The organism is Clostridioides sp. ZZV14-6153 (genome assembly GCF_020657855.1).
Classification (GTDB): Bacteria; Bacillota; Clostridia; order Peptostreptococcales; family Peptostreptococcaceae; genus Clostridioides.
Map to the genome: position 1 here is coordinate 85,473 of NZ_JAGWCZ010000004.1, position 24,332 is coordinate 109,804.

At 29.8% G+C, this 24,332-nt stretch carries 13 protein-coding genes; 1 reads left to right on the top strand and 12 read right to left on the bottom strand.

All coding sequences use genetic code 11. The features are described from left to right. Positions 1-171 precede the first annotated feature (171 nt). From KGF46_RS07195 to KGF46_RS07210, 4 genes are all read right to left on the bottom strand, one after another. Positions 172-2,196, bottom strand: coding sequence for an N-acetylmuramoyl-L-alanine amidase (locus tag KGF46_RS07195; protein ID WP_227842586.1), 2,025 nt, complete (start codon positions 2,194-2,196; stop codon positions 172-174). A 248-nt stretch (positions 2,197-2,444) separates the two neighbouring features. Further along, positions 2,445-3,596, bottom strand: a complete 1,152-nt coding sequence (locus KGF46_RS07200) for an acyltransferase family protein (RefSeq protein WP_227842585.1) — start codon at positions 3,594-3,596, stop codon at positions 2,445-2,447. Positions 3,597-3,705: 109 nt separating this feature from the next. Further along, complete coding sequence (locus KGF46_RS07205; protein ID WP_227842584.1) at positions 3,706-5,283, bottom strand: cell wall-binding repeat-containing protein; 1,578 nt, start codon at positions 5,281-5,283, stop codon at positions 3,706-3,708. Positions 5,284-5,493: 210 nt separating this feature from the next. Beyond that, the gene (locus KGF46_RS07210) at positions 5,494-7,905 is read right to left on the bottom strand and encodes a cell wall-binding cysteine protease Cwp84 (RefSeq protein WP_227861889.1); all 2,412 of its coding nucleotides are present in this window, start codon (positions 7,903-7,905) and stop codon (positions 5,494-5,496) included. 229 nt (positions 7,906-8,134) lie between these two features. Between KGF46_RS07210 and KGF46_RS07215 the strand changes: the two genes are divergently transcribed. Beyond that, entirely contained in the window at positions 8,135-8,530 is a 396-nt protein-coding gene (locus KGF46_RS07215; RefSeq protein WP_227861890.1) for a GtrA family protein, read from the top strand. A 50-nt stretch (positions 8,531-8,580) separates the two neighbouring features. Here the strand turns inward: KGF46_RS07215 and KGF46_RS07220 are convergent, their stop codons facing one another. The 8 genes from KGF46_RS07220 to KGF46_RS07255 form a co-directional block, all read right to left on the bottom strand. Further along, positions 8,581-10,413, bottom strand: coding sequence for a cell wall-binding repeat-containing protein (locus tag KGF46_RS07220; RefSeq protein WP_227861891.1), 1,833 nt, complete (start codon positions 10,411-10,413; stop codon positions 8,581-8,583). 32 nt (positions 10,414-10,445) lie between these two features. Beyond that, entirely contained in the window at positions 10,446-11,153 is a 708-nt protein-coding gene (locus tag KGF46_RS07225; RefSeq protein ID WP_227861892.1) for a PIG-L family deacetylase, read from the bottom strand. A gap of 106 nt (positions 11,154-11,259) precedes the next feature. After that, entirely contained in the window at positions 11,260-13,131 is a 1,872-nt protein-coding gene (locus KGF46_RS07230) for a cell wall-binding repeat-containing protein (protein ID WP_227861893.1), read from the bottom strand. Between the two features lie 424 nt (positions 13,132-13,555). Beyond that, on the bottom strand, positions 13,556-15,901 hold the full coding sequence (gene secA / locus KGF46_RS07235) for a preprotein translocase subunit SecA (protein WP_227861894.1): 2,346 nt from the start codon (positions 15,899-15,901) through the stop codon (positions 13,556-13,558). A gap of 247 nt (positions 15,902-16,148) precedes the next feature. Continuing rightward, entirely contained in the window at positions 16,149-18,320 is a 2,172-nt protein-coding gene (gene slpA, locus KGF46_RS07240) for an S-layer protein SlpA (protein WP_227861895.1), read from the bottom strand. Between the two features lie 209 nt (positions 18,321-18,529). Further along, positions 18,530-20,116 carry a cell wall-binding repeat-containing protein gene (locus tag KGF46_RS07245; RefSeq protein WP_227861896.1) on the bottom strand — a complete coding sequence of 529 codons (1,587 nt, stop codon included), beginning with the start codon at positions 20,114-20,116 and terminating at the stop codon, positions 18,530-18,532. A 218-nt stretch (positions 20,117-20,334) separates the two neighbouring features. Continuing rightward, complete coding sequence (locus tag KGF46_RS07250) at positions 20,335-21,936, bottom strand: cell wall-binding repeat-containing protein (RefSeq protein WP_227861897.1); 1,602 nt, start codon at positions 21,934-21,936, stop codon at positions 20,335-20,337. 347 nt (positions 21,937-22,283) lie between these two features. Then, complete coding sequence (locus KGF46_RS07255) at positions 22,284-24,164, bottom strand: cell wall-binding repeat-containing protein (RefSeq protein WP_227861898.1); 1,881 nt, start codon at positions 24,162-24,164, stop codon at positions 22,284-22,286. Between the last annotated feature and the right edge of the window lie 168 nt (positions 24,165-24,332).

Consider the following 24,332-nt stretch of genomic DNA (forward strand, 5'->3'; position numbering starts at 1 on the left):
GTATTTCTATCTTATTTTTGACTTATTTCTATATTATACTCAATAATGAGCAGTTTATCAATACAATAAACGTCATTGTAAATAATTTGATTCTTTGCAAAAATATATCATCTCTTGCTATATTTTATATTATAACAGGAGATGATATATTTTGCTTTAATATTTTTTATTTTATTTTACTGTATCTTCTATTCCTATTCCAATTTGAGTTCCCATTGTTTTTACTTTTTCTGTTGTATTTAACTTATCCATGTCACTTTTGTTGTCTATAAATGCACATTCAACAAGTATTGCTGGATAATTATTGTTTCTTAAAACATATAGGTAATCATTTCCATTTGCAAGTGTTCTTGTTTTGATTCCTCTATTTTTCATGTTAAATTTTTCTAGTATTCTTTTTAAGATATTTGATGCAGCAGTCTTAGTTGTTCCACCATTTTTATCTTTTACTTTGTAAAAAATTTCCACACCATTACCTGCTCCATTAGATGCATTGTAATGTATACTTGTAAATAAATCTGGCTTTATAGTATTTGATAATGTTGTTCTTTCTCCTAAAGCCATCGTTTTATCTGTATCTCTTGTCATAACAACATTTATACCTTTTGAACGTAAGTATTCAGTAGTTGCTAAAGCTGTATTAAGAGTATATTTCTTTTCTTGAGCTCCACCATTTAGTCCACTAGTTGCACCTGAATCAGAACCCCCATGACCTGGGTCTATCACTACAGTCTTTCCTGCTGCTGAACCAGAATTATCTGGTTCTGTTGGTGCATTGTGTTTTGATAAACTAGATGCTATAGAGCTTATAACACTCTCTTTCATTCCATCACCAATTTGATATACTGTTCCTGCTGTTTTTTCTGATAAGTTTGTACTATGATATGCAGAAACGTAAGTTTTTGGAGTTATAAGTATTGGAGATTTCAACTTAGCTGCTAAAGGTCCTGCTGTTATTGAGTCAACTATTATGTCAGATTTTGCAACTAACATTGCACTCAACTCTTTATCTGGATAGAAAGTCTTAATTACCTTTGCATTAGTTTCATGTCTATCAGCTCCAGACACTCTGTTTTTTGAAGTTGCATTTTTTGCTATCTTAGATATTTGGTCTATAATTTTTGATGATAAACTTTGGTCTCCACCTATGTAGTAAGCTTCTTCTAAACCTTGTGAAGATAACCAATTATATGTACTTTCTGGTACAGAATCTTTATTAGCTAATATTATAGGTTGTTGGTCTTCACCTGCTTTTGATGAAATATTAAGAGCATCATACTCACCAGCATATCCATTTGCTATATATATCTTATTAACATCATGATACTTATCGATTTCTTTTGCTATAAGTAAAGATGTTTCATGTCTATCAACTCCACCAATACGAGTTACATTTACATCTACAGCAGATTTAATTTGAGATACTGCCTTCTGTGAAACTGAACCATCATCACCTATGATTATTACATCACTTGGATTTAGACGTTTTAATTCTGCCTTTGTGCTTTCTGGTATATCATCTTTGTTTGCAAGTAATATTGGTGCATCATATGTAGAAGCAAGTGGAGTAGCTGTTATTCCATCTGCTGCTAGTTCTCCATTAACTATTACAACCTTACTAGCTCCATCTTTCCATCCTTGTTTACTTATCTCAACAGCTGTCTCAAATCTAGTAGCTCCTGCAAGTTTTTTTACTGGTGCAGAAGTTTTTCTCATATATTCATTTACTGCTTTTGTCGAGTTAGCATCACTTATTATAAATTCTTGTGTAACATCATAATCTTTAAGATTTAATCCCATAGATTCTAAGTCTTCTTTGTTTAAAACTTTCTGTTCATCTTTACCATTTACTTTTATGCTTTGAAGTTCCCATACATTTAAATATTCTGGGTCTTTATTGTAATTTATTACACCTTCATATGCATCTGTCTTTTCATTGTAATTTAAAGTAGCTTCAAGTGGCATATCATAACACATAAAATTTAATGTTATTGAATCAGCGTTTAATTTTTCCTTAAATTTTACACTTGCATTCGATTTACTTCCTAACACTACACTTTTTCTTTGTAAATTTATATTAATATCTGAATTAGATTCTGTATTTGCAGTAGTATTTTCTGCTGCTAAAGCCACGTTTGGTGCCACCATTGCTATAGACAACATTCCTGTTGCTAATAATTTTGTTCTTTTTCTCATTGTATCCCCCCTAGATTTTTAGATCTTTAAATCTTATTTAATTCTTCTTGAACTTGTTTTATATTACATAAATTCAATATTATGTAAATCTTTTTTCATTATAGCACAAAAGATTACAAATTGTAATCTTTTTGTAATCTTTTATGGCATGTTTTTTTAATTTTCGCTAGGGAAAAACCGGATTATTCCTGAGAATTTCTGCATATTTGAACAAATTAAAGAAATATTTTTTTAAACAAAATACTACATTAAATTTTAATAAATATTTTCTTTTTATACATAAACGACATTATTATAACCCAAAACAATACATACAAGAGAGAAAATACAAGAGAATCCCACGTTGTACCTGCCCAAGGTGTTATAAGTTCATATGTAGTCCATTCCACCAAGGTAGTGGGATAATCTACTTTATCAGTAAGTTTTGGTAAATTCCAAAACACATGACTCAATATCTCAAGACACATATATGTAAAAATAGGGCTACTTCCAAGTGCTATTATTGGAGTAAATATTTTGCTTTTATTTTTGATGTCACATATAAAGTAAAATATTGCCAATAAAATACCATAACTTCCAGCCATTAAAAGTACAAATGAGCTTGACCATAATCTCTTATTAAATGGAAAATATTGATTAAAAGCAAAAGCACATGTAAGTAAAATGATACTCATAATTAATATTTTAAAGAATTTTTTATACTCTCCTATATTTTCTTTTAGAAGTACACATCCCATAGTACAGCCCAACATTCCTGAGGAAATAGCTACTATACTTGTTAAAAATCCGTCTGGTTCAAACTCTGGCTTGTACAAATGTCCTTTAAAAAAATGGAAATCCACTAATTGTGCAAGAGAACCTTCTAATTCAAATCCATAAGGTTTTGCAACTATGTAATACCCCACTATAATAAATGCAGATATACACAAGAAAGTAATTATAGTTGCAGTGCTTCCTACATTTAGCTTTTTTAGTAGTAAATACACTAAACTAGTTACAAGATACACTAGCCCCATACGTTGAAGCACTCCAAGTATTCTCACAGTACTTAAGTCATGATTTCCTAGGTAATTTAAGAAAAATCCAAACAACATTAGTAAAATACTTCTCTTAAATATACTTAGTATTATTCGTATTGTAGACTTATTATTCTTTAGTTTACTGTTTATTGATATTGGAATTGTAACACCTAAAGATATAACAAAGAAAGGGAATGCAAAATCTGCAAGTGTTACACCATGCCATATAGCATGTCTTAGTTGTGGATACATTCTCATCCAAGTCCCAGGATTATTGCAAACTATCATGAGGGCTATTGATAGCCCTCTTATTATATCTATTGATTTAACTCTACTTTTTATAGTTTTTGTATTTAATTTACCTTCAAATCCACTCTCCATATTACCTCCCCCAAGATTTAACTTTATATTTAGCTTTAGCTATGATTCTATCTAACTATATATCTTCATACATAAGTCTAAAATATAGTTCTCTTAAATATACATCTTTTTAGTTAAGAAATTTCTTTAGAAATCCAAGTTTATCTAGTATGTCTTGTATTTTATTGACTTTCTGACTTATAGAATCTATAGCTTTTTCAATAGAATCAACCTTAGCCTCTAAATCCTCGACCTGATTAACCTTTTTGTCTATAGTACCATGATTAGTTATATCACTATTAGATGAATTATCTATAAGTTTTCCTATATATCCATCATTAATCAATTTTGTATCATTAGCAGATGCTAATATCATCAACGTATCTATATCTGAATTTCTAGTATTTTCTATAACTCTACCATTTTTGTCACGAACTGACAATATAGATATTGTATCATGATTATTAAATCCACCTTCACCAATATTTCTCACTATAACATTTACTAAAGTAGCATAGTTATTTACCTCACCATTAGGCATATCAACAGTGATAGTCTTTGAACAATCCCCTTTTATATTCACAGTTATTGGTTTATTTGTTACCATTCTAAAAGCTTCATTTACAGTATCCTCTTTTGGATTAAAGTTAATAATGTCATTAGGACTTGCAATATTTATCATATTAGTTAATTCTTCAACAGTTTTAGCTTCAAAGATAGTCTTATCTTGTAAAGTCTTAATCTCATTAAAAGCTTCTTCATTTCCATTTCCACCAACTTGTGTTACAGTACTTAATTTTTTAGTACTAAGTACATCCCTTTGCTTTGTATTTAGTTTATCACCGACCAAAACAACAGGTGATTCATTTTTTGCTGCCAATACTCCAACTGCCAATGAATCAATAAGTTGATTTTCATTTTTACTTCCATCTTTGGTTACATATAGATTATTTAAATCTACATCAGAATAAAACTTTTCTATAACCTTAGCATTAGTCTCATTTCTATCTTTTCCACTCAATCTTTCTGCATTAGGGAGGCTCTTTTCTACAGCTCTTGAAACAGAATTTGTACCTCCAACTACATATGCTTTTATAACTTTCTCATCTTTTATAAATTTTTCAAATGGTTCTACTCCATCTTTAGGACTAGATAAAACTACAGGCATATTATTTTGAGCAGATGGTGCTCCAACACTTACAGCATCACTTAGCCCTTTTTCCCCATTCACAACAGCTATCTCCTTAACATCTTTAATATCTTTTAGTTTATTTGCTAAAAGTAATGAAGTCTCATATCTATCATTACCACTAATTCTTTCCACATTTAATCCATCATTTTTTAATTGATTCTCTATATCCTTATTTAACACAGCAGTCCCACCAATTAAATAAATATCCTTAGCTCCCAAACGCTTTAGCTCTGTTTTAGTTCTATCATCCAGTTTATTACTTTCTGTTAAAAGTATTGGAGCTCCTTTAGCTTTTGCAAATGGTGTAGCTGAAAGAGCATCAGCTAAAGAACTATCATTCACTAATACAGCATTATTACTTGAACTATATGCTTTTTGACTTATCTTTACAGCAGTTTCATATCTCCCTTCACCTATTAATTTTTCTTCTGTAAGTGCATATGACGAAGTTATAGAAATCCCACTTAAAGTAAGCGCTATTGTCAATATTGTTAAAATAGTTTTTGGTGCTTTCATTTTATTACCCCCTTATTTCGTTTAAAATCTTACTATCTTATATTATAGAGTATCTTTACACTATTTTACAGTTTAAAATTATTACATTTTTCTCTATAGAAAATTTCTCAAGAAATAAGCCCCAACCATATTAACGGTTAGGGCTTATTTCTTTTATATATCTTTAAAGCTATATTAAATATTTTTTAAATTACAAAATATCTAACATTATTATTTTCCTAAAAGACTATTTAATTCATTAAAAGCACTTTCATTTCCATTTCCACCAACTCTAATTGGAGTTTCAATCTTCTTAGATTTAAGTACAGTCTTTTGACTTTCATCTAATTTATTTCCAACCAAAACAACTGGAGAATCTGTCTTAGCACCCAATGCTCCTACTGCTAGTCCATCTATTAAGTCACCTTGACTTTTTGAACCATCTTTAACAACAAAAGCATATTTTAAATCTGAATTAGTATAGAACTTATCTATTATCTTAGCATTAGTTTCATTTCTATTACTTCCTGCAAGTCTTGTTGGATTTGAAAGCTTACTTTCTAAGTTTGATGATAAAGTAGCTGTACCACCAATTATATAAGTCTTACTTATTTTTGATGAATTTAAAAACTCATCAGCACCTTGTAACTCACTCTTTTCATTAGTAAGTATTATTGGCATATTGTTGTCAGCTGCTGCTGCACCAACACTTATTGCATCCGCAAGTCCATTGACACCATTTGCCACTGCAACTTGTGAAACTGATTTTATACTATTTAGCTTTTGAGCTAGTGATATACTAGTCTTGTATCTATCACTACCACTAATTCTCTCTATTGATATACCCATATTGCTAAGTTGAGTTTGTATATTCTTGCTTAAAGAGTTTTCTCCACCTATTAGATAAACTTTTTTAGTTCCTAATCTTTGTAATTCAGCTTTAGTTTTTGAATCTAAGTTATCTTTTCCTGTTAAAAGGATTGGAGAATCAATTGCTGCTGTAAATGGTGTAGCTGTTAAAGCATCCACTATTGCATTTCCATTTACTAATACTGCATTTTGTGAAGAATTCCATCCTTTTTGACTAACTTTAACTGCTGTTTCATATCTATCTGCTCCAGTTAAAGATTCTCCTGAAGTAGCTTGTCCAGAAGATGTTTTTGTTATAGCTTTTATAACAAAGTTACAAGGAGAGAACTCATTGTATGTATTTATATCTTCAAATTTATTATTTTGAAGTATGTAACTTTCACCTAAGTTTGCTTTAGCTTCATATAAATAATATGCATCTATATTAGTCTCATATGCTAAAGTAGACTTTTCTTTGTTAGGATTTGCTGTGTTGTCTATAACTACTACTATAGCTCCTTTTCCTTTTGGTAGGTTATAAGAGTTAGTAGCTACATTTATGTATCCAGAGTATGATACTGTTCCATTTGCAAGTTTTGTCATTGAGTTATTTTGAGGAACTCCATTTACTACTGGTGCATAGTATACTTCATATTTTGCTCCTACAGAGTCTGTTTCAAACATAACTGAGTCAAGTTTTTCAGAATCTCTACTAAAATCAAATACATTTGCTGCTGTTATCTTATTTGACATTATCTTGCTAAGACCAGCGTATTCAAGTTGGTACATTTTTTTGTCACTATCTGGTTTTGATACTGATTTCATTGCATAGTTATCTGTATCTGTAAGTAAAGTTTTATCTTCATAGGAAATCCAGAAGAATCCTTTCATAGAATTGAACTCTCCCCAGCTACTTTTTACTAACCATGCTCCATTTGATTCTGGTTTTACATCAGATGCAAAGTTATCCTTTGAATAATTGTCATCCCATCCTACTATTGCTACAGAATGGTTTAAAGGAGCTCTCTTATTTGTACAATTATATGCTGTTTCATCATCATTAAAATAATTTGAATAATGAGCATATCCTGATGTCACTGAGCCATATTGCATTATAGCATTTTTTACAGTTTCTTTATCTTTTCCAAGACGAATAACATCTGTCACATTAAACTGTGTAGGTGCAGTATCCATATTTGAAGGTCTAGTTGCACCTTGCTCTTCAGATTTAAGATTATATGGTATATCCTTATCTAATTTAGGCCCTGCCCATGCTGTCAAATATCCTATAGCTGTTACATTTGAACTACCTGTCATATCTGTTAAGTTCCATCCATGTGTTCCACCAGTTGACCACCATCTAAAGTGTTCTTCTGAAAGGTCATAAGTTCCATATCCTTTTAACTTTAAATATGATTCTAAAGTTGACATACCAGAAAATGCCCAGCATGTATTAAGGTCTCCCTGATTTTTTGCTGGTGTAGTCAATCCTAAATTCATTGGATTGTATGCTGCACTTGCTTTGTACGATGATGGAAGAGTGATTCTTCCCTTATTTTGAAGTATTGTACCTTCCATTTCATGTGGAACTGGTATTACTCCATTATATTTTGCTGTGTCTCCATTTTTGACATCTTCTAGGTATTGAAGATAGCTTTCAGAATACTCTGCAGTTTCTACTCCATCTAGAGTTTTATTGTTTTCTGCTGAGACAGGTATTGTTGACACTATTAAAAAGCAAACTGTCAACAATGCCAGTAGGCTTGACAATTTTTTTGATTTATACTTTCTCATATTTACCCCCTTGTATGTATTTAATTTTTATTATATCAGATTTCTAAATTTAGGTCATATTTTATTTTGATAAAATATAGATTCTTGCTGCATATTAGTTGAATAATATTATAATTTTATTTTTTATTATATTTTACAATATATTGATTGGTTAATGAATGTGTTATACTAAAATGTGTTAGTATCTTTAAAGATAGTTTTATATTTTGTTGATTTAGGAGGGTTATATTTGATTTTAAAAAAACATAAGGAGACAATATTATATTTATTTTTTGGAGCATTTACTACCCTTGTAAATATAGTTTCATATTTATTTTTTACTAGAGTTATTTCATTTAACTTTATGGTTGCAAATGCTTTGGCTTGGATAATTGCTGTTTTATTTGCTTATGTTACTAATAAGTTTTTTGTGTTTGAAAGTAAGAAAGTCGAGATAAAGTTTTTGTTTAAGGAGTTTTTGTCTTTTGTTAGTTTTAGGTTGATTTCTGGTATTATTGAAATGGTTATTATGTATATAATGATTGATTTGCTATTTGTAAATGATATTATAGTTAAAGTCTTTACTAATGTAGTTGTTATAGTTTTAAATTATTTATTTAGTAAAATGATAATTTTTAGAAAATAAAAAGTAGACTACTAGAAATAGTAATCTACTTTTAAAATTTTATTTAGTCTTTAAAATCCATCATCAGTTACATTTGATCTTCCCCATCTAGAAACTTTATTAGTTGAAGTATTTATTTCAACAATTTCTATATATGACCCATTTTTAGCCTTTTCTACAAATGAACCATCTGACTTTGATGCTAAATCCCAACTTCTTACACTAATCTTTTCTCCTACATACATAGCAGAAGGTTTGTCTTCTACAACTCTATAATAAATTTTATATCTTGAACTCTTAGGTTCACTGGATATTGTCACTCTTACATGGTCTTTTTCAGGTATTGAACAAGGTTTTGTACTAACAGACAATCCACGTGCTCTTTCATCATTATATTCAGTATCATTAGTTGTTGGTTTCTTTCCACTAATTGCAGGTTGCTCATTACCATTTACTAAATCAATCTTTCCAGAATTTTTTATTACAACACCTGGCGCATTATTTGATATTTTTGTTATATCTCCATCATTTTCTATATATACATCTTTAGCATCAGCATCTATAGTTATAATCCATACATCTCCATCACTTGTATTCTCTATCTTACATCCATTTTTAGAATAAATATCTATACCTTGTATACTACCTTCATTAATCAAAGTACCTTTTTTTATGTTATCTATTCTTATGTCGTCAGATATTTCACCAAAGTTCTTTACGTCTCCATTAGGCATATCTATAGTTATAGATTTTTTAAATACTCCATCAAATTCTATAGTTATAGCTTTATTTGTTTCTACTTTAAATGAATCAGTTATACTAGTATCTTTCTCAGGCTCAAATATTATTACATCATTAGCATCAGCCTTTTTTATAGCAACATTTAACTCATCTATTGTTTCTACAGTATATTTAGTCTTCTCTTGCATATCTATTATGTTTTTTACAGCATCTTCATTACCTAAACCACCAATTTGAGTAACTTTGTCTATAATCTTAGTATTTAAAACATCCTTTTGAGCAGTATCTAACTTATTTCCTGCTAATATTATTGGAGAACTATTTTTAGACGCTAAGACACCTACTGCTAAAGAATCTATTAAATCATTCTTATTCTTTGTACCATCTTTTGTCACATAAATATTTTTTATATCCGTATCTTTATAAAATTCTTCTATAATCTTTGCATTTGTCTCACTTCTACTACTACCTGCTATTCTCGTTGCATTTGGTAGATTTCTTTCTACAGAACTAGAAATAGAGTATGTACCACCTATAACATATGATTTTTCTATATCTTTACTATCTATAAAATTGTCAGCTACTTCAGTCCCATTATTTGAATCAGAAAGTATTATTGGCATATTTTCTTGAGCAGCTATAGCTCCAATACTTACTGCGTCAGCAAGCCCCTTCTCTCCATTTACTACAACTATTTTAGATATAGATTTTTCCTTATCTAGCTTTTCAGCTAATTTTAAAGAAGTATCGTATCTACTATTTCCTGATATTCTTTCAAAATTTATATTTTCTTCAGTCAACTGCTTTTCAATATTTGAACTTAATGCAATTGAACCACCTATCAAATATACATTTTTTACACCAAGTCTTTTTAATTCTGCTTTAGTTCTACTGTCTAATTTATTACTTTGAGTTAATAATATTGGTGCATCTTTTGCTTTTGCAAATGGAGTAGCTGATAAAGCATCTGCTATTGAATTATCATTTACTAGCACAGCGTTCTCAGATTTTGTCCATCCAGCTTGACTTATTTTTATTGCTGTTTCCCATCTTCCAGAACCTGTTAATGTATCTTTTGTAGATGCATTAGATGTATTTCCATACAATGTGACAGTTAAAAATGTTATAGTTAACAAAGAGACTATTTTTTTTGATATTTTCATTAATTCTTACCTCCTAATTCTTTCATAATATTTTATGGAGCATGTACATACTGTATTTTATTTGTAGCTAACTCATCAAAATGAGATTTTACTGAATGATATCCTATAGCATAATGCCCACTTTCAGGATTCCATTTTTTATATGCATTCATTGCACTTAATAACTTCTCCTCTTGACTAGGTAATACCTCCCATACTTCTACATTTGGATTAACTTTTTTAAAATCATTATAATCATATGGCTCTACATAAAATCTTAAGTCTTTTATTTTGCCTTCTTTATATAACTCTAATGTAGCTTCTCCTAATGCTCTATGGTCTTCATGTATACCACTAGCCTTAAAGGGAGTAACAGTCTTTACCTTTGCATCTGGATATTCTTTTAAGTACTTAAGAATTATTTCCCTTGCTTTTTCTTTATTTAGCTCACCATCATGAGCTCTATTATCTTCTATATGTATATTACTTTCTTTTACACCCATTGCTTCACAACTATCCTTAAATTCTTCATCTCTATCTTTTGAAAATTCACTTTCTGATAGAGAATACTTATGCACATCTTTAATATGATAAGAACAAGACCCTCCATCATCTAATACTTTTCTTATTATTGATTTGCTACCATCTGTACATAATATAACATGTGTATCACTTTTTTCAACATGTTCAATTATGGCACTACCCATACTTAAGGTTTCATCATCTTGATGTGGTGTAAAAAATAAAGTTGCATCTACCACTACTATATCCTCCTATTTCATAAAATGTTATAATTTACAATAAACAGCATAACTATAGAAAAAGATTCCTCTGTTTATTAAGGAATCTTTTCCACAGTATAAGTTATTACCAACCTAGTATCTTAGCTATCTTTTGTATTACTGTCAATTCAACTCCATTACCTATTTGAGTTACTTCTGCACCAAGATTTAATTTTTTATCAAGAGCATTTTTTTGTGAGTCTGTTATATCAGTTTTAGCTAGAAGTATTGGACCGTTACCTGCAGCTAGAGGTCCTGCTGCCAATGCATCTACTAGCATACCATTATTTCCATATCCATCTTTTGCTATATATAATTTATCTAATTTATCATAGTATGTCTCTATAACCTTAGCATTAGTATCATGTCTTGTTTCTCCTTCAACTCTTTGCACTTTTCTATCTTTATCAATATCAATAAGTTGATTTTCAATTTGGCTAGATATATTATTAGAACCACCAACTATGCCAATCTCTTTTCCATCCATCAACTTGATGGCTTCTGCTGAGAGATCATTCCAACCATTTACTATTATAGGAGCCTTAAGTTCAGCAGCTTTAGCAGCTATACTCATAGCATCAGCTTCACCTTTTGCACCTACTACAAATGCATCTTTAAAAGAACCCATAGCTTTTGCTACTGCTACTGAAGTTGTATGTCTATCATCTCCAGCTAATCTTTCAACATTCTTAGTTATTGATTCTAATTGCTTTTTAGCTGTGTTTGATACTGCTGACTCTCCTCCAACTATATATATTTTAGCTGATGGGCTTTTCTTAATTATATCTTTTATATAGTCTAAAGTTACTTTTGGTATTTCATTATCAGCTGCTAATAATATAGGAGCTTTTTTAGATTGAGCTAGTGGTGTAGCTGCTAACCCATCAACTAATTTATTTGAATTAACTATAACTACATTATCAGTGTATTTTGTTTGTTTTGCTATAGCTACTGCAGTCGCATATCTATCGTCTCCAGCTATTAATTTAACTTTTGAATTTCCTTCTAATGCTGATTTAGTGTCTTTTAACTCTTTTTCGTTAGTACTTTCTACAGTAAGTTCTATCGCTTTTCCAGATGCATCAGTATATTTAACAGTAAATTTATACTTTCCTGTTTCTGAATCTTTTGCTGAAATATCACTAATTGATTTTGATGTACCATTTACTACCATATTACCTTGAACAGTTAATCTATATCCATCATATAAATCTTGTGGTGAAACTGTATTTAAATCACTATTTTTTATAGTTATTTCAGCTAATTGAATATCATCAATATTTTTAGCTCCTGCTACACCTAATTTATTTATTTTATTTACTTTAAAACCTTCTGCAGAAGGATCTAAATTTATCCCAGTTGAATCAACTGGATTTACTGTTAAATCAACCTTTTCATCACCAACACCCACTGCTATAGTTTTAGAAGTTATTACATCTGTTTTATCTTTTAGAGTTATTACCAACTTATCTGTTGTACTATCATATGAAGCCTCTACAGTTGCTACTCCATAAAGCCCACTAACATTAGTTTTAGCTTTTTCTGTTATTGAATTAGCTTCAGCTGAAAGGTCTGCTGAATTTTCATACTTTTCAATTGCTTCTGCAACTACTTCATTTGCACTATTTATTGTATGACCTTTGTCTGTTATAGTTACAAGAAGCTCTTTATTTTCTCCCAAAGCATTTACTAATTTTTCTAATTCATCTATATTAGTTATTATTTTTAATTGTGATGAAGTTTCACCAACTTTTATTTCATATATTGGTTGTCCAACTTGAGAACCTCCAGTATATTTTTGAGACATTAGGTCTCTAACTTTTGAAACTAACTCTGTAGCTTCTTTTTTAGTTATTGTTTGTTTTTTTACCTGTGTAGTTTCCGCAGCAAAAACTGGAGCTACTGATGTACTTATAATTGCAGCTGCCATAACTACTGAAAGATTTTTTCTATTCATGGTGTTTTCCCCCTAAAAAATTCAGTTTTTTATCAATTTTTCCTTATTTACCAATTATAATATATATCTTACATTATTTCAATAAATAGGATGTATTGTAATAATTAACCATTTACTATAAAATTCATTTTAATACTTTATTTTATAGATATTTATGTATACAAAAAAGTAACAAAATTGTAATTTTTTTTTATAATCCAGTTTATAACTAATAGACTTTTCATCTTCTTTATAGTATAATATTAAATGGAAGAAAGAAATTTCAAGCATCTCTTTTTTCCGTATTTCTCACACAGAAAAAGAAGCTGATTTTCAGCTTCTTTTTCATTTATATAGATTTAATAATTTAATTGTAATTTCAATATATAAAATTCAAAATACTTGCTTAATCTTAATATTTAACAACAATTACACAAGTAATTTTTTAGTTGAATTTATATAAGTATTGTACTGTTGCTTCCCTTATATTTTTATTTAAATCTTCAAACATATCATATCCTTCTAAAGCATATTCTTTAAATGGGTCTTTTTGTGCATAAGTTTTAAGACCTATATACTGTCTTAACTGTTCCATAGCATCTATATGATCTATCCAGTATTGGTCGACTACTTTTAAAAGTACTGTCTTTTCTAACTCAACAACCTTATCAATACCAACCATCATCTTTTTCAAGTCATATACTCTTTTGGAAATTTCATAAGTACTATCAATTATTTCTTGAACACTTTTTTTATCTACACCAGGTATTAGTAACGTATCTGCTGGCATAAATGTACTATATAAATATTTAAAATATCCATAATAATCTCTTTTTCTTCCAATTAAATAAGTTTCTCCTGCTTCTTGTATGATATCCTTAACCATTTTTTGTATGTCTTCTTGGATATCCTCATCATTTAACACTTTATTTCTTTCATTATATATAACTTTTCTTTGTTCATTAATAGTATCATCATATTTAAGGACATTTTTTCTTATTTCAAAGTTTTTACCTTCTACCCCTTTTTGTGCTCTTTCTATAGCTCTTGTAAGTGCTTTACTTTCAATAGCTATATTTTCCTTTGAACTCGTTCTCTTCATAAGTTTCTCTATAGTTTTTCCACCATAAAGCTTTATTACATCATCTTCAAGACTTACAAAAAACTTTGATGTTCCAGGGTCTCCTTGACGACCAGAACGACCTCTAAGCTGATTATCAATTCTTCTTGATTCATGTCTTTCTGTCCCAATAACATAAAGACCACCTAAGTTTTTAACTTGTTGTTCTTCTTCTTTATCTCCTGCACCTAGAGAAATATCTGTACCTCTACCTGCCATATTTGTAGCAATAGTTATAGCATCTAACTTCCCAGCTTTAGAAATTATTTCGGCTTCTTTATCATGTTGCTTTGCATTTAGTACTTGATGCTTAATACCTTGCTTTTTAAGCATTTTAGATAACTTTTCAGACTTTTCAACAGAGACTGTTCCTACAAGTATTGGCTGTCTAGTTTTATGTATCCTTATTATTTCTTCTACAACAGCATTATACTTTTCTTCTTCTGTCTTAAACACCTTATCATGTAAATCTCCTCTAATAACGGGTTTATTAGTTGGTATTTGGACAACATTTAACTTATAAATTGACTCAAATTCCCCTTCTTCTGTCTTTGCAGTACCAGTCATACCAGAAAGTTTTTCATATAGTCTAAAGAAGTTTTGATAAGTAACAGTAGCCATAGTCTTAGATTCATTTTTTATCTCAACACCTTCTTTGGCTTCTATAGCTTGGTGAAGTCCATCTGTATATCTTCTTCCATCCATTACTCTTCCTGTAAATTCGTCAACTATCATTACTTCTCCATTTGAAATAACATAGTCAACATCTTTCTCCATAAGCTTATATCCTCTTAAAGCTTGGTTTATATGATGATATAATTCTATGTTCTTTATATCAGTAAGGTTTGTTATACCAAAAAATGACTCAGCTTTACTTATACCACTTGCTGTTAAAGCTATAGTTTTATCTTTTCTATCCATTTCAAAGTCTTCTTCTTTAACAGTTTTTATAAAGCTATTTGCCAATTCGTAAAGTTTTAAATCTTCATCACCATCTCCTGCAATAATAAGAGGAGTTCTAGCTTCATCTATTAATATTGAGTCTACCTCATCTACTATGGCAAAGTTTAGTTCTCTTTGTACTTTATAGGATAAATCTGGCACCATATTATCTCTTAAATAGTCAAATCCAAATTCACTATTTGTACCATAAGTTATATCACATTTATATTGTTGTTTTCTTATATTTGGGTCTTGGTTAGCTATAATTACTCCTACTGTCATACCAAGAGATTCATAAACTGGGCGCATAAGCTCTTTATCACGTTCTGCTAAATAATCATTTACTGTGATTACATGTACACCTTTACCTGTAAGTGCATTTAGATATACTGGTGCTACTTCAACTAGAGTTTTACCTTCACCAGTTTTCATCTCTGCTATCTTACCTTGATGTATTACTATGCCACCAATTAACTGCACTCTATATTGACGCATTCCTAATTTTCTTTTTGATACTTCTCTTACCACAGCAAATGCTTCTGGAAGTATATCATCTAAAGTTTCACCTTTTTCAAGCCTTCCTTTAAATATATCTGTCATATCTTTAAGTTTTTCATCTGATAGATTTTTCATACTATCTTCTAGTGCATCTATTTTATCTACTATAACATTTAATTTTTTTATTTCTTGTTCATCTGCTTTGTCAAGTATTGCATCTATAACTGACATATAAGTACCTCCTTTTCTATTGTCCAATTACTATTATACATTAAAAATCCATAATAGTAGACAATTATTTTGATTTATAGTATAATGATTTTACTTAAATAAATTAAACATCTTTTTATTTAGGTATTTCTCACATAAAATAGAGGCTATTTATAGCCTCTATTTTATTTTGTATTTATTTTTTATTGTAAAAAAGACTCCTCATAAGAGAAGTCTTTTTATATTTAAAGTTTTATTAAAACTTATATTACATATCTAATAAATCTTTCATTTTGCTTATTACTGAACTAGCTATACCTTTACCAACTTGAACTAAGTTCTTTCCACCATCATCATGAACTGATTTACTTACACCTACATTTTGGTCTGCAGATAAACTATCAGTAGCTAATACTATTGGAGCTGGAGAAACAGTTCCATTAGCGTTTTTACCATCATAAGTAGAACCAAAGTTAGCTGCAACTGGAGCTGCTGCTAAAGCATCTACTAATTGATCTTCTTTAGTAGAACCATCTTTTGCTACGAAGTAGTTTGTTACACTTCCTTTTTCAAAGTAATCAGTTTCCTTCATTACTTCTGCATTTGTAGCTTGTCTATCATCTCCACTCGTTCTATTAGGCTCTTTTCCAGTAGCATCATCTATAGATTTTTCTACATCTTTAGATACACTGTTTTCTCCACCTATTATATCAACTTGTGCATTATTTAAGAAATCTTCTGTTTCATTATTTATAGTCTTAGCTTTTCCATCTACAACTACGATTGGAGTAGCATCTCCATCTACAACATCTAAATCTCCATTAGATTTCTTTAATTGAGAAGCAACTGGAGCTATACTCATAGCATCTGCTAATCCAGTACCACCAACTACAAATGCTTTATCATTATCAAGACCTACTTCGTCAGCTATTGCTAAAGAAGTTTCATATCTGTCATCACCAGATAATCTTGTAACTTTAAGTCCCATATCTTTTAATTCATTTTCTACTTCTTTAGATATAGAGTTAACTCCACCAGCTAAATAAACTTTTTTAGAAGTGTTTATACCACTTGTAGATTTTAAATCCATAACTCTTTTTATTTCAGATTTAACATTTGAATCTAATTTATCTTTTGAAGTTAATAATAATGGAGCATGTTTTTCTGATGCTAAAGGTGATGCAACAAGACCATCAACTATAGCTTGAGAACCAACTAAAACTACTGTATCAGTTGCTGAATCAGTTATAGCATGCTTATCATCAGAATTATAGTATTTGTTACTTAACTCTATAGCTGTTTCTATTCTATCTTCTCCAGCTACAGTTACAACATTTGAGTAACTATTATTATATGTTCTTAAATCATCTATATAATCTTTCATATCTTTTATCTTATCTGATTTAAGAACTAATTTAACAGGAGTATTTTCTACATCTGTTGCTCCTTTAGTATCTAATCTCTTTCCTTCTGGATAAAGAGCTACTTGATATCTACCACTTACTAATTGTACTAAATTTCCATATCCCTCTTCACTAGTTAACTCTTTATATATATCATCTAATTTATCTTCATCAAATACATATTTTTTAGCTAAATCTTCAGCACTTGTACTAGTACTTGAATCTATATCTATTGTTGATTCTTTTGCATTTATAACTTTTACAACTGTATCACCTTTATCAGTTTGAGGATCAACAACTATATTAGATGCATTAACAGTAGAACCTGTTGTATCAAGTACAAGTGAACCTTTAGAAACATATTCTTTACCTGCATCAAGAACTACAGTACCTGTTGTAGCAGCAAAAGCTTTAGCCGCTGCCCATGTTCCTTTTGTATTAGCTGCATATTTATAATCATCTAAAGCTGTTATATCTGCTTTTGGAGTTGCTGTAAGTTTAAATCCTGCTCCATCTGCAGCTTTTGCAAAATCAATTAAATCTTTAGCATATACAGTTTTTGTTGTAACTTTTGTGTTAGTAGAATCTGCCTCTACCAAACCAGGCGTAGTTTCTGTTGCTGGCTTAGCAATTACTGTATTTTCAAACTTAGTTATTAATGCATCTATTTCTTCTTCAGTATGAACTTTCTTAGAAGCATCATATGATATATTAAATGACACTAAATCTCCATCACCTAAATTATCTAATTTTGAATCAACAAGATTGTATAAACTAGTTGCTGCTTCTTTTTTCTTGCTTGCTGTAGTATAATCATTTTCATAGTCATATGTTGCAATTGTCTTATCTTTATCATAGATTACACTTAAATCAGTTATTGATCCATTTATGATACCCGCTTGTATTTTTTTTAGCGTATCTTTGTAGTCTTTTTGAACAGTTATATACTCATTTTTTACCTCTGCAGCAAAAACAGGAGCAGCTGAAGCTAAAACTGTTAAACCTGACATAGCTATTGCTATATTTTTCTTATTCATTTCTTAAATTCCTCCCAACATTATATTAAATTACATCTCTTTATTATGTACATAGAATAATCATCCATATATTCCTAATATTTCTCACATCTCTATAATAATCCATTTTTATTCTTTTTGCAAGCTATTTTTTTAAATTATTATTTTCTCCATATATATGAATTTTTATACCCAAAACTTCAAGATGTAACAAACTAATAAATTTAATTTTATTTATTTAGAAATTCTTGAGTTGCATAAACTTGTCCATCTTGTAATATATATAATCCAAATCCAGTGTACACAAAGTTACTATTTAACATGTTCTCGTTATATTTATCAGACTTTTTCCAAACTGTAAATATTACATTTGCCACTTCTCTAGCATCTTTTGTTGTATAAGTACTCTTTGTAGTAAGTGGAACAAAAGCTATATTTTCTTCACTTCTCATCCCACTAGAAAATACTTCAGCAGCATTTTTACCATTTATTACATGTGCAAATTCTCCTTTATCAGCCATATATCTAGACCAATAATTTGCCATTCCTTGTAAGTTTTTAGATACTTGTAATGGTTCTTTACCTTTTTCTTTTCTATAAGAATTTACCAAATCATACATTTCACTAGAAACCATCATCTTAAACTCAGCACTATTCATGTCATTAGTCTTATATTCAAGTACATTTACCTCTACTGATATTGATGTAGTTTTTCCACCAATATCAGTAGCCTTTATAGTCACTTTATATTTACCAACCTTATCAGTATTAACTTCTCCTGTAAGTTCTGGTTTTAATCCATTCCCTTTGTTATCTTTCGCAACTATATTAAGTTTACTTATATCAAACTTATCTCCTTGATAAATATTTAAATTCCCAACTGTTATTGTTGGTGCACTTGCGTCTAATGATGATGCACTCAAACATTGTTCTAATGTCTTTTCATCTATACCACCTAATGCTGTAACTTTATCAGCACTTCTAAGTACAGACTTATCACTACTTTCATCAACTAATACAATAGGTGCATTTTTAGCTATAGAAGAACCAGCAACTGCGTCCACTAATTGGAAGCCTTTAGAAATATAAAATTCCTTTGCTGAGCTGTAAAAATGTTTTATGACTTTTTTATTAGTCTCAAATCTATCTTCGCCAGCCAATCTAACTGCATTAGTTTTTTTAACTAAATCATTACTTATTATCTCTTCTGAACCAAGAGCATAACATTGTACACCTTCCTTTATCTCAAATGGTACACTTTTCCCATCAGTTAAAATTATAGGCGCACCATCTCTTGATGCTACTGATGATGCACTCATAGCATCTGCTTCACCTGTATACCCGTTAGTTATAAACACCTTATCTATAGGCTTTATTGAAGCTATTTCTTTTGCTATAAGATAACTTGTTTCTATTCTATCATTACCACCTATTCTTTTAACTTCTATGCCTTTTTGCTTTAATTTGTTTTCAACTGATTTTCCTATCGAATCTTCAGTCCCTATTATATAAGCTTTCTTTACATCTTTTAACATTTTTTCTGTATCTGATGGTATATTATTTCTTTGTGATATTAATATAGGTGCTTTAACTGCTCCTGCTAATCCACTTGCACTAAGTCCATCTGCTAAAGTATTGTCTGTATTTACTAGTACTACATTTTCATATGTTTGCTTCTGTGCAATTTTGGCAGCTGTCTCATATCTATCTTTCCCTTGTATCTTCTCTATACTTGAAAGTGCATTGATATTTATTGCCCCTGCCATTATTAATGATACTGTCAATCCTATTGATAATATTCTCTTATTTACCTTCATAAAACTCCTCCTACCAATCTTTTAATAATTCAACTCATTATAAATTACATCCTCAGTAGTTATTCCCTTAAAATTTATAAATGTCTAAAATAAAAAACATCTAAAATACCATAATCTATAAAGCAATAACAAAATAGACTACAAAAAGTACTTTAGATGTGATTTTAAATTTTATGATACCAGTAAATTAATAAAAAAACAAGATTTATGGTAGTTTTTTACAAACTACCTTCGTTACCATTTAAAAATTCTTGAGTAGCATGTACCTGACCATCAGATAATATATAAAGTCCAAATCCAGTACTAGAAAAATCATCACTAAGCATATTTGCATTGTATTCTGATGACTTCTTCCACACTTCGAATACAGTCTTTGCCAAATCTTTTGCATCTTGAGTAGTTTGAACATTCTTAGAATTAATATAAATATATGCTATATTTTCCTCGCTTCTCATTCCAAACTCAGAAAATACTTGTGGAGCATTTTTACCATCTATATAATGTGCAAAAACTTTTTTATCCATCATATACTTAGACCATGCACTTGCCATTCCTTCTAGCCTACTAGATACTACTAAAGGTTCTTTACCTTTTTCTTTTCTATAAGAATTAATTAAGTTATACATTTCAGTAGACACCATCTTTTTAAATTCTAGACTATTATAATCATGAGTTTTATCATCTAGCACTTTTATTTCTATTCTTTTTTCTGTACTTTTTCCCCATTCATCTGTAGCCTTTAGTGTCAATATATATGTACCTACTCTATTTGTATCTATAAATCCATCAATTTCTATTGGTAAAACCTTCCCAGTGTTATCTTTAGCTACTATATTCAATTTACTACTATCAAATTTTTCACCTTTATATATCTCTGTAACTCCTATTGTAATTGTTGGATGTTGTCCATTTGACTTTGATGCGCTTATACATTGTTCTATTACCTTGTCACTTAACTCACCTATAGAAGTTATATGTTTAGCTCCTTCTAACACAACTTTGCTACTACCATCATTTACTAATACCATCGGAAAATCTTTAGTTAATGGTGCAGCTGCTATAGCATCTACTAATTGATAGCCATCTGATACATAGAATACATCTGAATTTTTATAAAAGTAGTCTATTACCTTCTCGTTAGTTTCAAATCGGTCAGTTCCTTCTATTCTTACTGAGTTTGTATTCTTAACTATAGCACTACTCATTATTTCTTCTGAGCCTATACAATATGATTGTATACTTTTAACATTAAAAGGCACACTCTTCCCATCTGTAAGTATGATTGGAACTCCATCTCTAGTAGCTACTGATGATACACTCATTGCATCTGCTTCTCCACTGTAGGCATTAGTTAATAGTACCTTATCCACTTTTTTTATAGTTGCTATTTCTTTAGCTATTAGATAACTTGTTTTTAGTCTATCTTCTCCACCAATTCTCTTGACTTCTATATTTTTAGAATTTAATTCTTTTTCTACTGATTTACTTATAGTATCTTCTGTACCTATTATGTATGCTTTTTTGATATTTTTTAAACATCTATTTGTATCTGTTGGTATCTTGTTTTTTTGTGTAAATAATATTGGTGCTTTTTTGGCACCTGACAACCCGCTTGCACTTAATCCATCTGCAAGCGATTTTTCTGTATTCACTAAAATTACTGTTTCATAAGTTTGTCTATCAGCTATCTTTGCTGCTGTTTCATATCTATCTTTACCATATATTTTTTCTACTGATGATGATGCATTTACATTTTTAAAGCTCACCAATATTAATGATACTGCTAGGCCTAATGATAATATTTTTTTGTTCATTTTCATATCCCCCTGATGATTTTTATATTTTATATTTATAAAAGAAGTACTGTTTCTTTATTTTTCCTTTATTTTCTATACATTATAAAGTATATCCTATATAAATATCTTTCGTCTAGATATTAATATCCTATTTCGTCAAAATTTATATAAATTATTTTTAGGTATATTTTTAATATTTTAAGACACAATCTATGTATAAAAACTATTTTATATAATAGTCTGAGGTTAAGATTATACTCTGTTTTAACTAGATTTTTACTAAAATAACTTAAACAAAAAATAAGAATGTACTTTAGGTATATAAATTTATATATCTAAATACATTCTTATTATAGTTATTCTTAATATAGTTATTTTGATTCGATTAGGCTCTTAATCTTATCTACTACTGATGAAGCTATTCCTCCACCCACTTCAAACAACTTAGATGAATTTTTATTTTTTAATGATGATTCTTGTGATTTATCTAACGTATTTGTAGCAAGTACAACTGGTGAATTATTCTTAGCTGCTAATGGACCAACTGCTAAAGCATCTATAAGCTTATCTTGATTAGCAACTATAACCCCATCCAATTTTGACTGAGAATAGAATTTATCTATTACTTTAGCATTTGTCTCTTGTCTATTTTGACCTGCAACTCTATTTTTTGATACATCTTTATTTGCTATTTTTCCGACTTGTTCAATAGCCTTGTTAGATATTTTCTCTACTCCACCAATAAAGTATACATTTGACACCTTGTTTGATTTAATAAATTGTTCTGCTTCATTATCTACACCATCTTTTTGTGTAAGTACTATTGGAGTTTTTTCCTTACCAGCTAATGATGCTATTGATAATGAATCTGCTTCTCCATTTCCTGCCCCTATATACAGCTTGCCTACATTATTCGTCTTATCAATTTCTTTTGCTATATTAATAGAAGTTTGATATCTTGTATCTCCACCTATTCTTTGCACTGATATTTTTGAATTTACGCTTTTAATAGCTTCAACAACTGAATTTGGCATTGAGTTATTTCCACCTATTACAATTACTTTTGATGGATTTAATCTTTTTAGTTCCTCTACAGTTTTTTGAGGAAGTTTATCATTTGAGGATAAAAGAATTGGTGAATTTTTTACACTGGCAAGTGGTGTAGCAGTAAGCCCATCCACCATACTTCTGTCTTCTCCATTTACTATCACAACTGTATCTGATTTTGTCCATCCACTTTGAGATATTTTAACAGCAGTCTCAAATCTATCAGCACCTTTTAATTTTTTTACTGTGACATTAGATGTAGAATCACTTGAACTTCCTCCGCCAGAGTTTCCACCACTAGATGAACCACCTGAATTGCTTCCTCCACCATTATTGCCACCACTATTATCTGGTGGTAATTCGTCTGGTTTAGATAATTCATTTTCAACTATATACTCTAAGCTTTTTGGAAGTGTAACCTCTACATATTTATTTACTGTAGCTGTTCTTCCTTTACTTGTTTTTTGTGATAATCCAAGTTTTAGTATTATATTTGAGCCACTTTCTTCTGTTTCTTTGCTTACAACAGAATATTTTACTCTAATATTGTTTAACAGGTACTCAAGTGCTTCACTTTTCTCAACCTTATACTTTTCAGGGTCGTTTTTACTAGCTCCAGTTCCTCCTATTGGTTTTACTTCATTCTCATTGATAAGAGTAAATATTAAACCTTCACCAGAATCTATACTTTCATAATCAATTGTTTTATTGTTGTAAGTTACAATTTTTAAAGCTGGCTTATCACCTGTTCCATTCCCCAAAACTTTATAGCCAGCATTTGAATTACTGCCAGATTTTTTTACAGATATTCTTCCTATGTTTAAGCTACTTTCATTTAGCAAATCTTCATTTGATGTAACATATATATCTAATGTTGTTATATTATTTGCTTTATCATATTTTGAAACACAATTAGCATTTGCATTTCCACTTTTTATCTGAGCGTCTATATTATCAGCCCACTTAATCTTTTGTCCTTGCTCGTTATCTGCTACTTCCACTTCACCTTGTACTTTTATACTAGCTTGAAATGAATATACTATATTTTCTACTGAATCCACAGATATATCTATAGTATTTACTTTTTCATATGTTTTTGCCCCTTGTAATACTGGAGCTGCATATGCACATGTAGCACTACCAGTTACAGCTACTGCCATAGTCGACACTGCTAAAGTTCTTATAAGAGATTTTCCTTTACTCATAACACCCTTCCTTATCTACCATTAGCTAGGTGGATACAATCAAATATCCACCCAGCCTTATTTATTTAATTTATACTATCTTAATTTTATATCTATATCCATGTACTATATTTACTTCATATTTTATATTTTATATTTAATTCTTCAAAATTTTATTAGCTATTAATA

Excerpts from the sequence above, each read along its gene's own strand:
- KGF46_RS07255 (WP_227861898.1), bottom strand. The coding sequence starts at position 24,164 with ATGAGTAAAGGAAAATCTCTTATAAGAACTTTAGCAGTGTCGACTATG.
- KGF46_RS07245 (WP_227861896.1), bottom strand. The coding sequence starts at position 20,116 with ATGAAGGTAAATAAGAGAATATTATCAATAGGATTGACAGTATCATTA.
- KGF46_RS07205 (WP_227842584.1), bottom strand. The coding sequence starts at position 5,283 with ATGAAAGCACCAAAAACTATTTTAACAATATTGACAATAGCGCTTACT.
- KGF46_RS07210 (WP_227861889.1), bottom strand. The coding sequence starts at position 7,905 with ATGAGAAAGTATAAATCAAAAAAATTGTCAAGCCTACTGGCATTGTTG.
- secA (WP_227861894.1), bottom strand. The coding sequence starts at position 15,901 with ATGTCAGTTATAGATGCAATACTTGACAAAGCAGATGAACAAGAAATA.
- KGF46_RS07195 (WP_227842586.1), bottom strand. The coding sequence starts at position 2,196 with ATGAGAAAAAGAACAAAATTATTAGCAACAGGAATGTTGTCTATAGCA.
- slpA (WP_227861895.1), bottom strand. The coding sequence starts at position 18,320 with ATGAATAAGAAAAATATAGCAATAGCTATGTCAGGTTTAACAGTTTTA.
- KGF46_RS07250 (WP_227861897.1), bottom strand. The coding sequence starts at position 21,936 with ATGAAAATGAACAAAAAAATATTATCATTAGGCCTAGCAGTATCATTA.
- KGF46_RS07230 (WP_227861893.1), bottom strand. The coding sequence starts at position 13,131 with ATGAATAGAAAAAATCTTTCAGTAGTTATGGCAGCTGCAATTATAAGT.
- KGF46_RS07220 (WP_227861891.1), bottom strand. The coding sequence starts at position 10,413 with ATGAAAATATCAAAAAAAATAGTCTCTTTGTTAACTATAACATTTTTA.
- KGF46_RS07200 (WP_227842585.1), bottom strand. The coding sequence starts at position 3,596 with ATGGAGAGTGGATTTGAAGGTAAATTAAATACAAAAACTATAAAAAGT.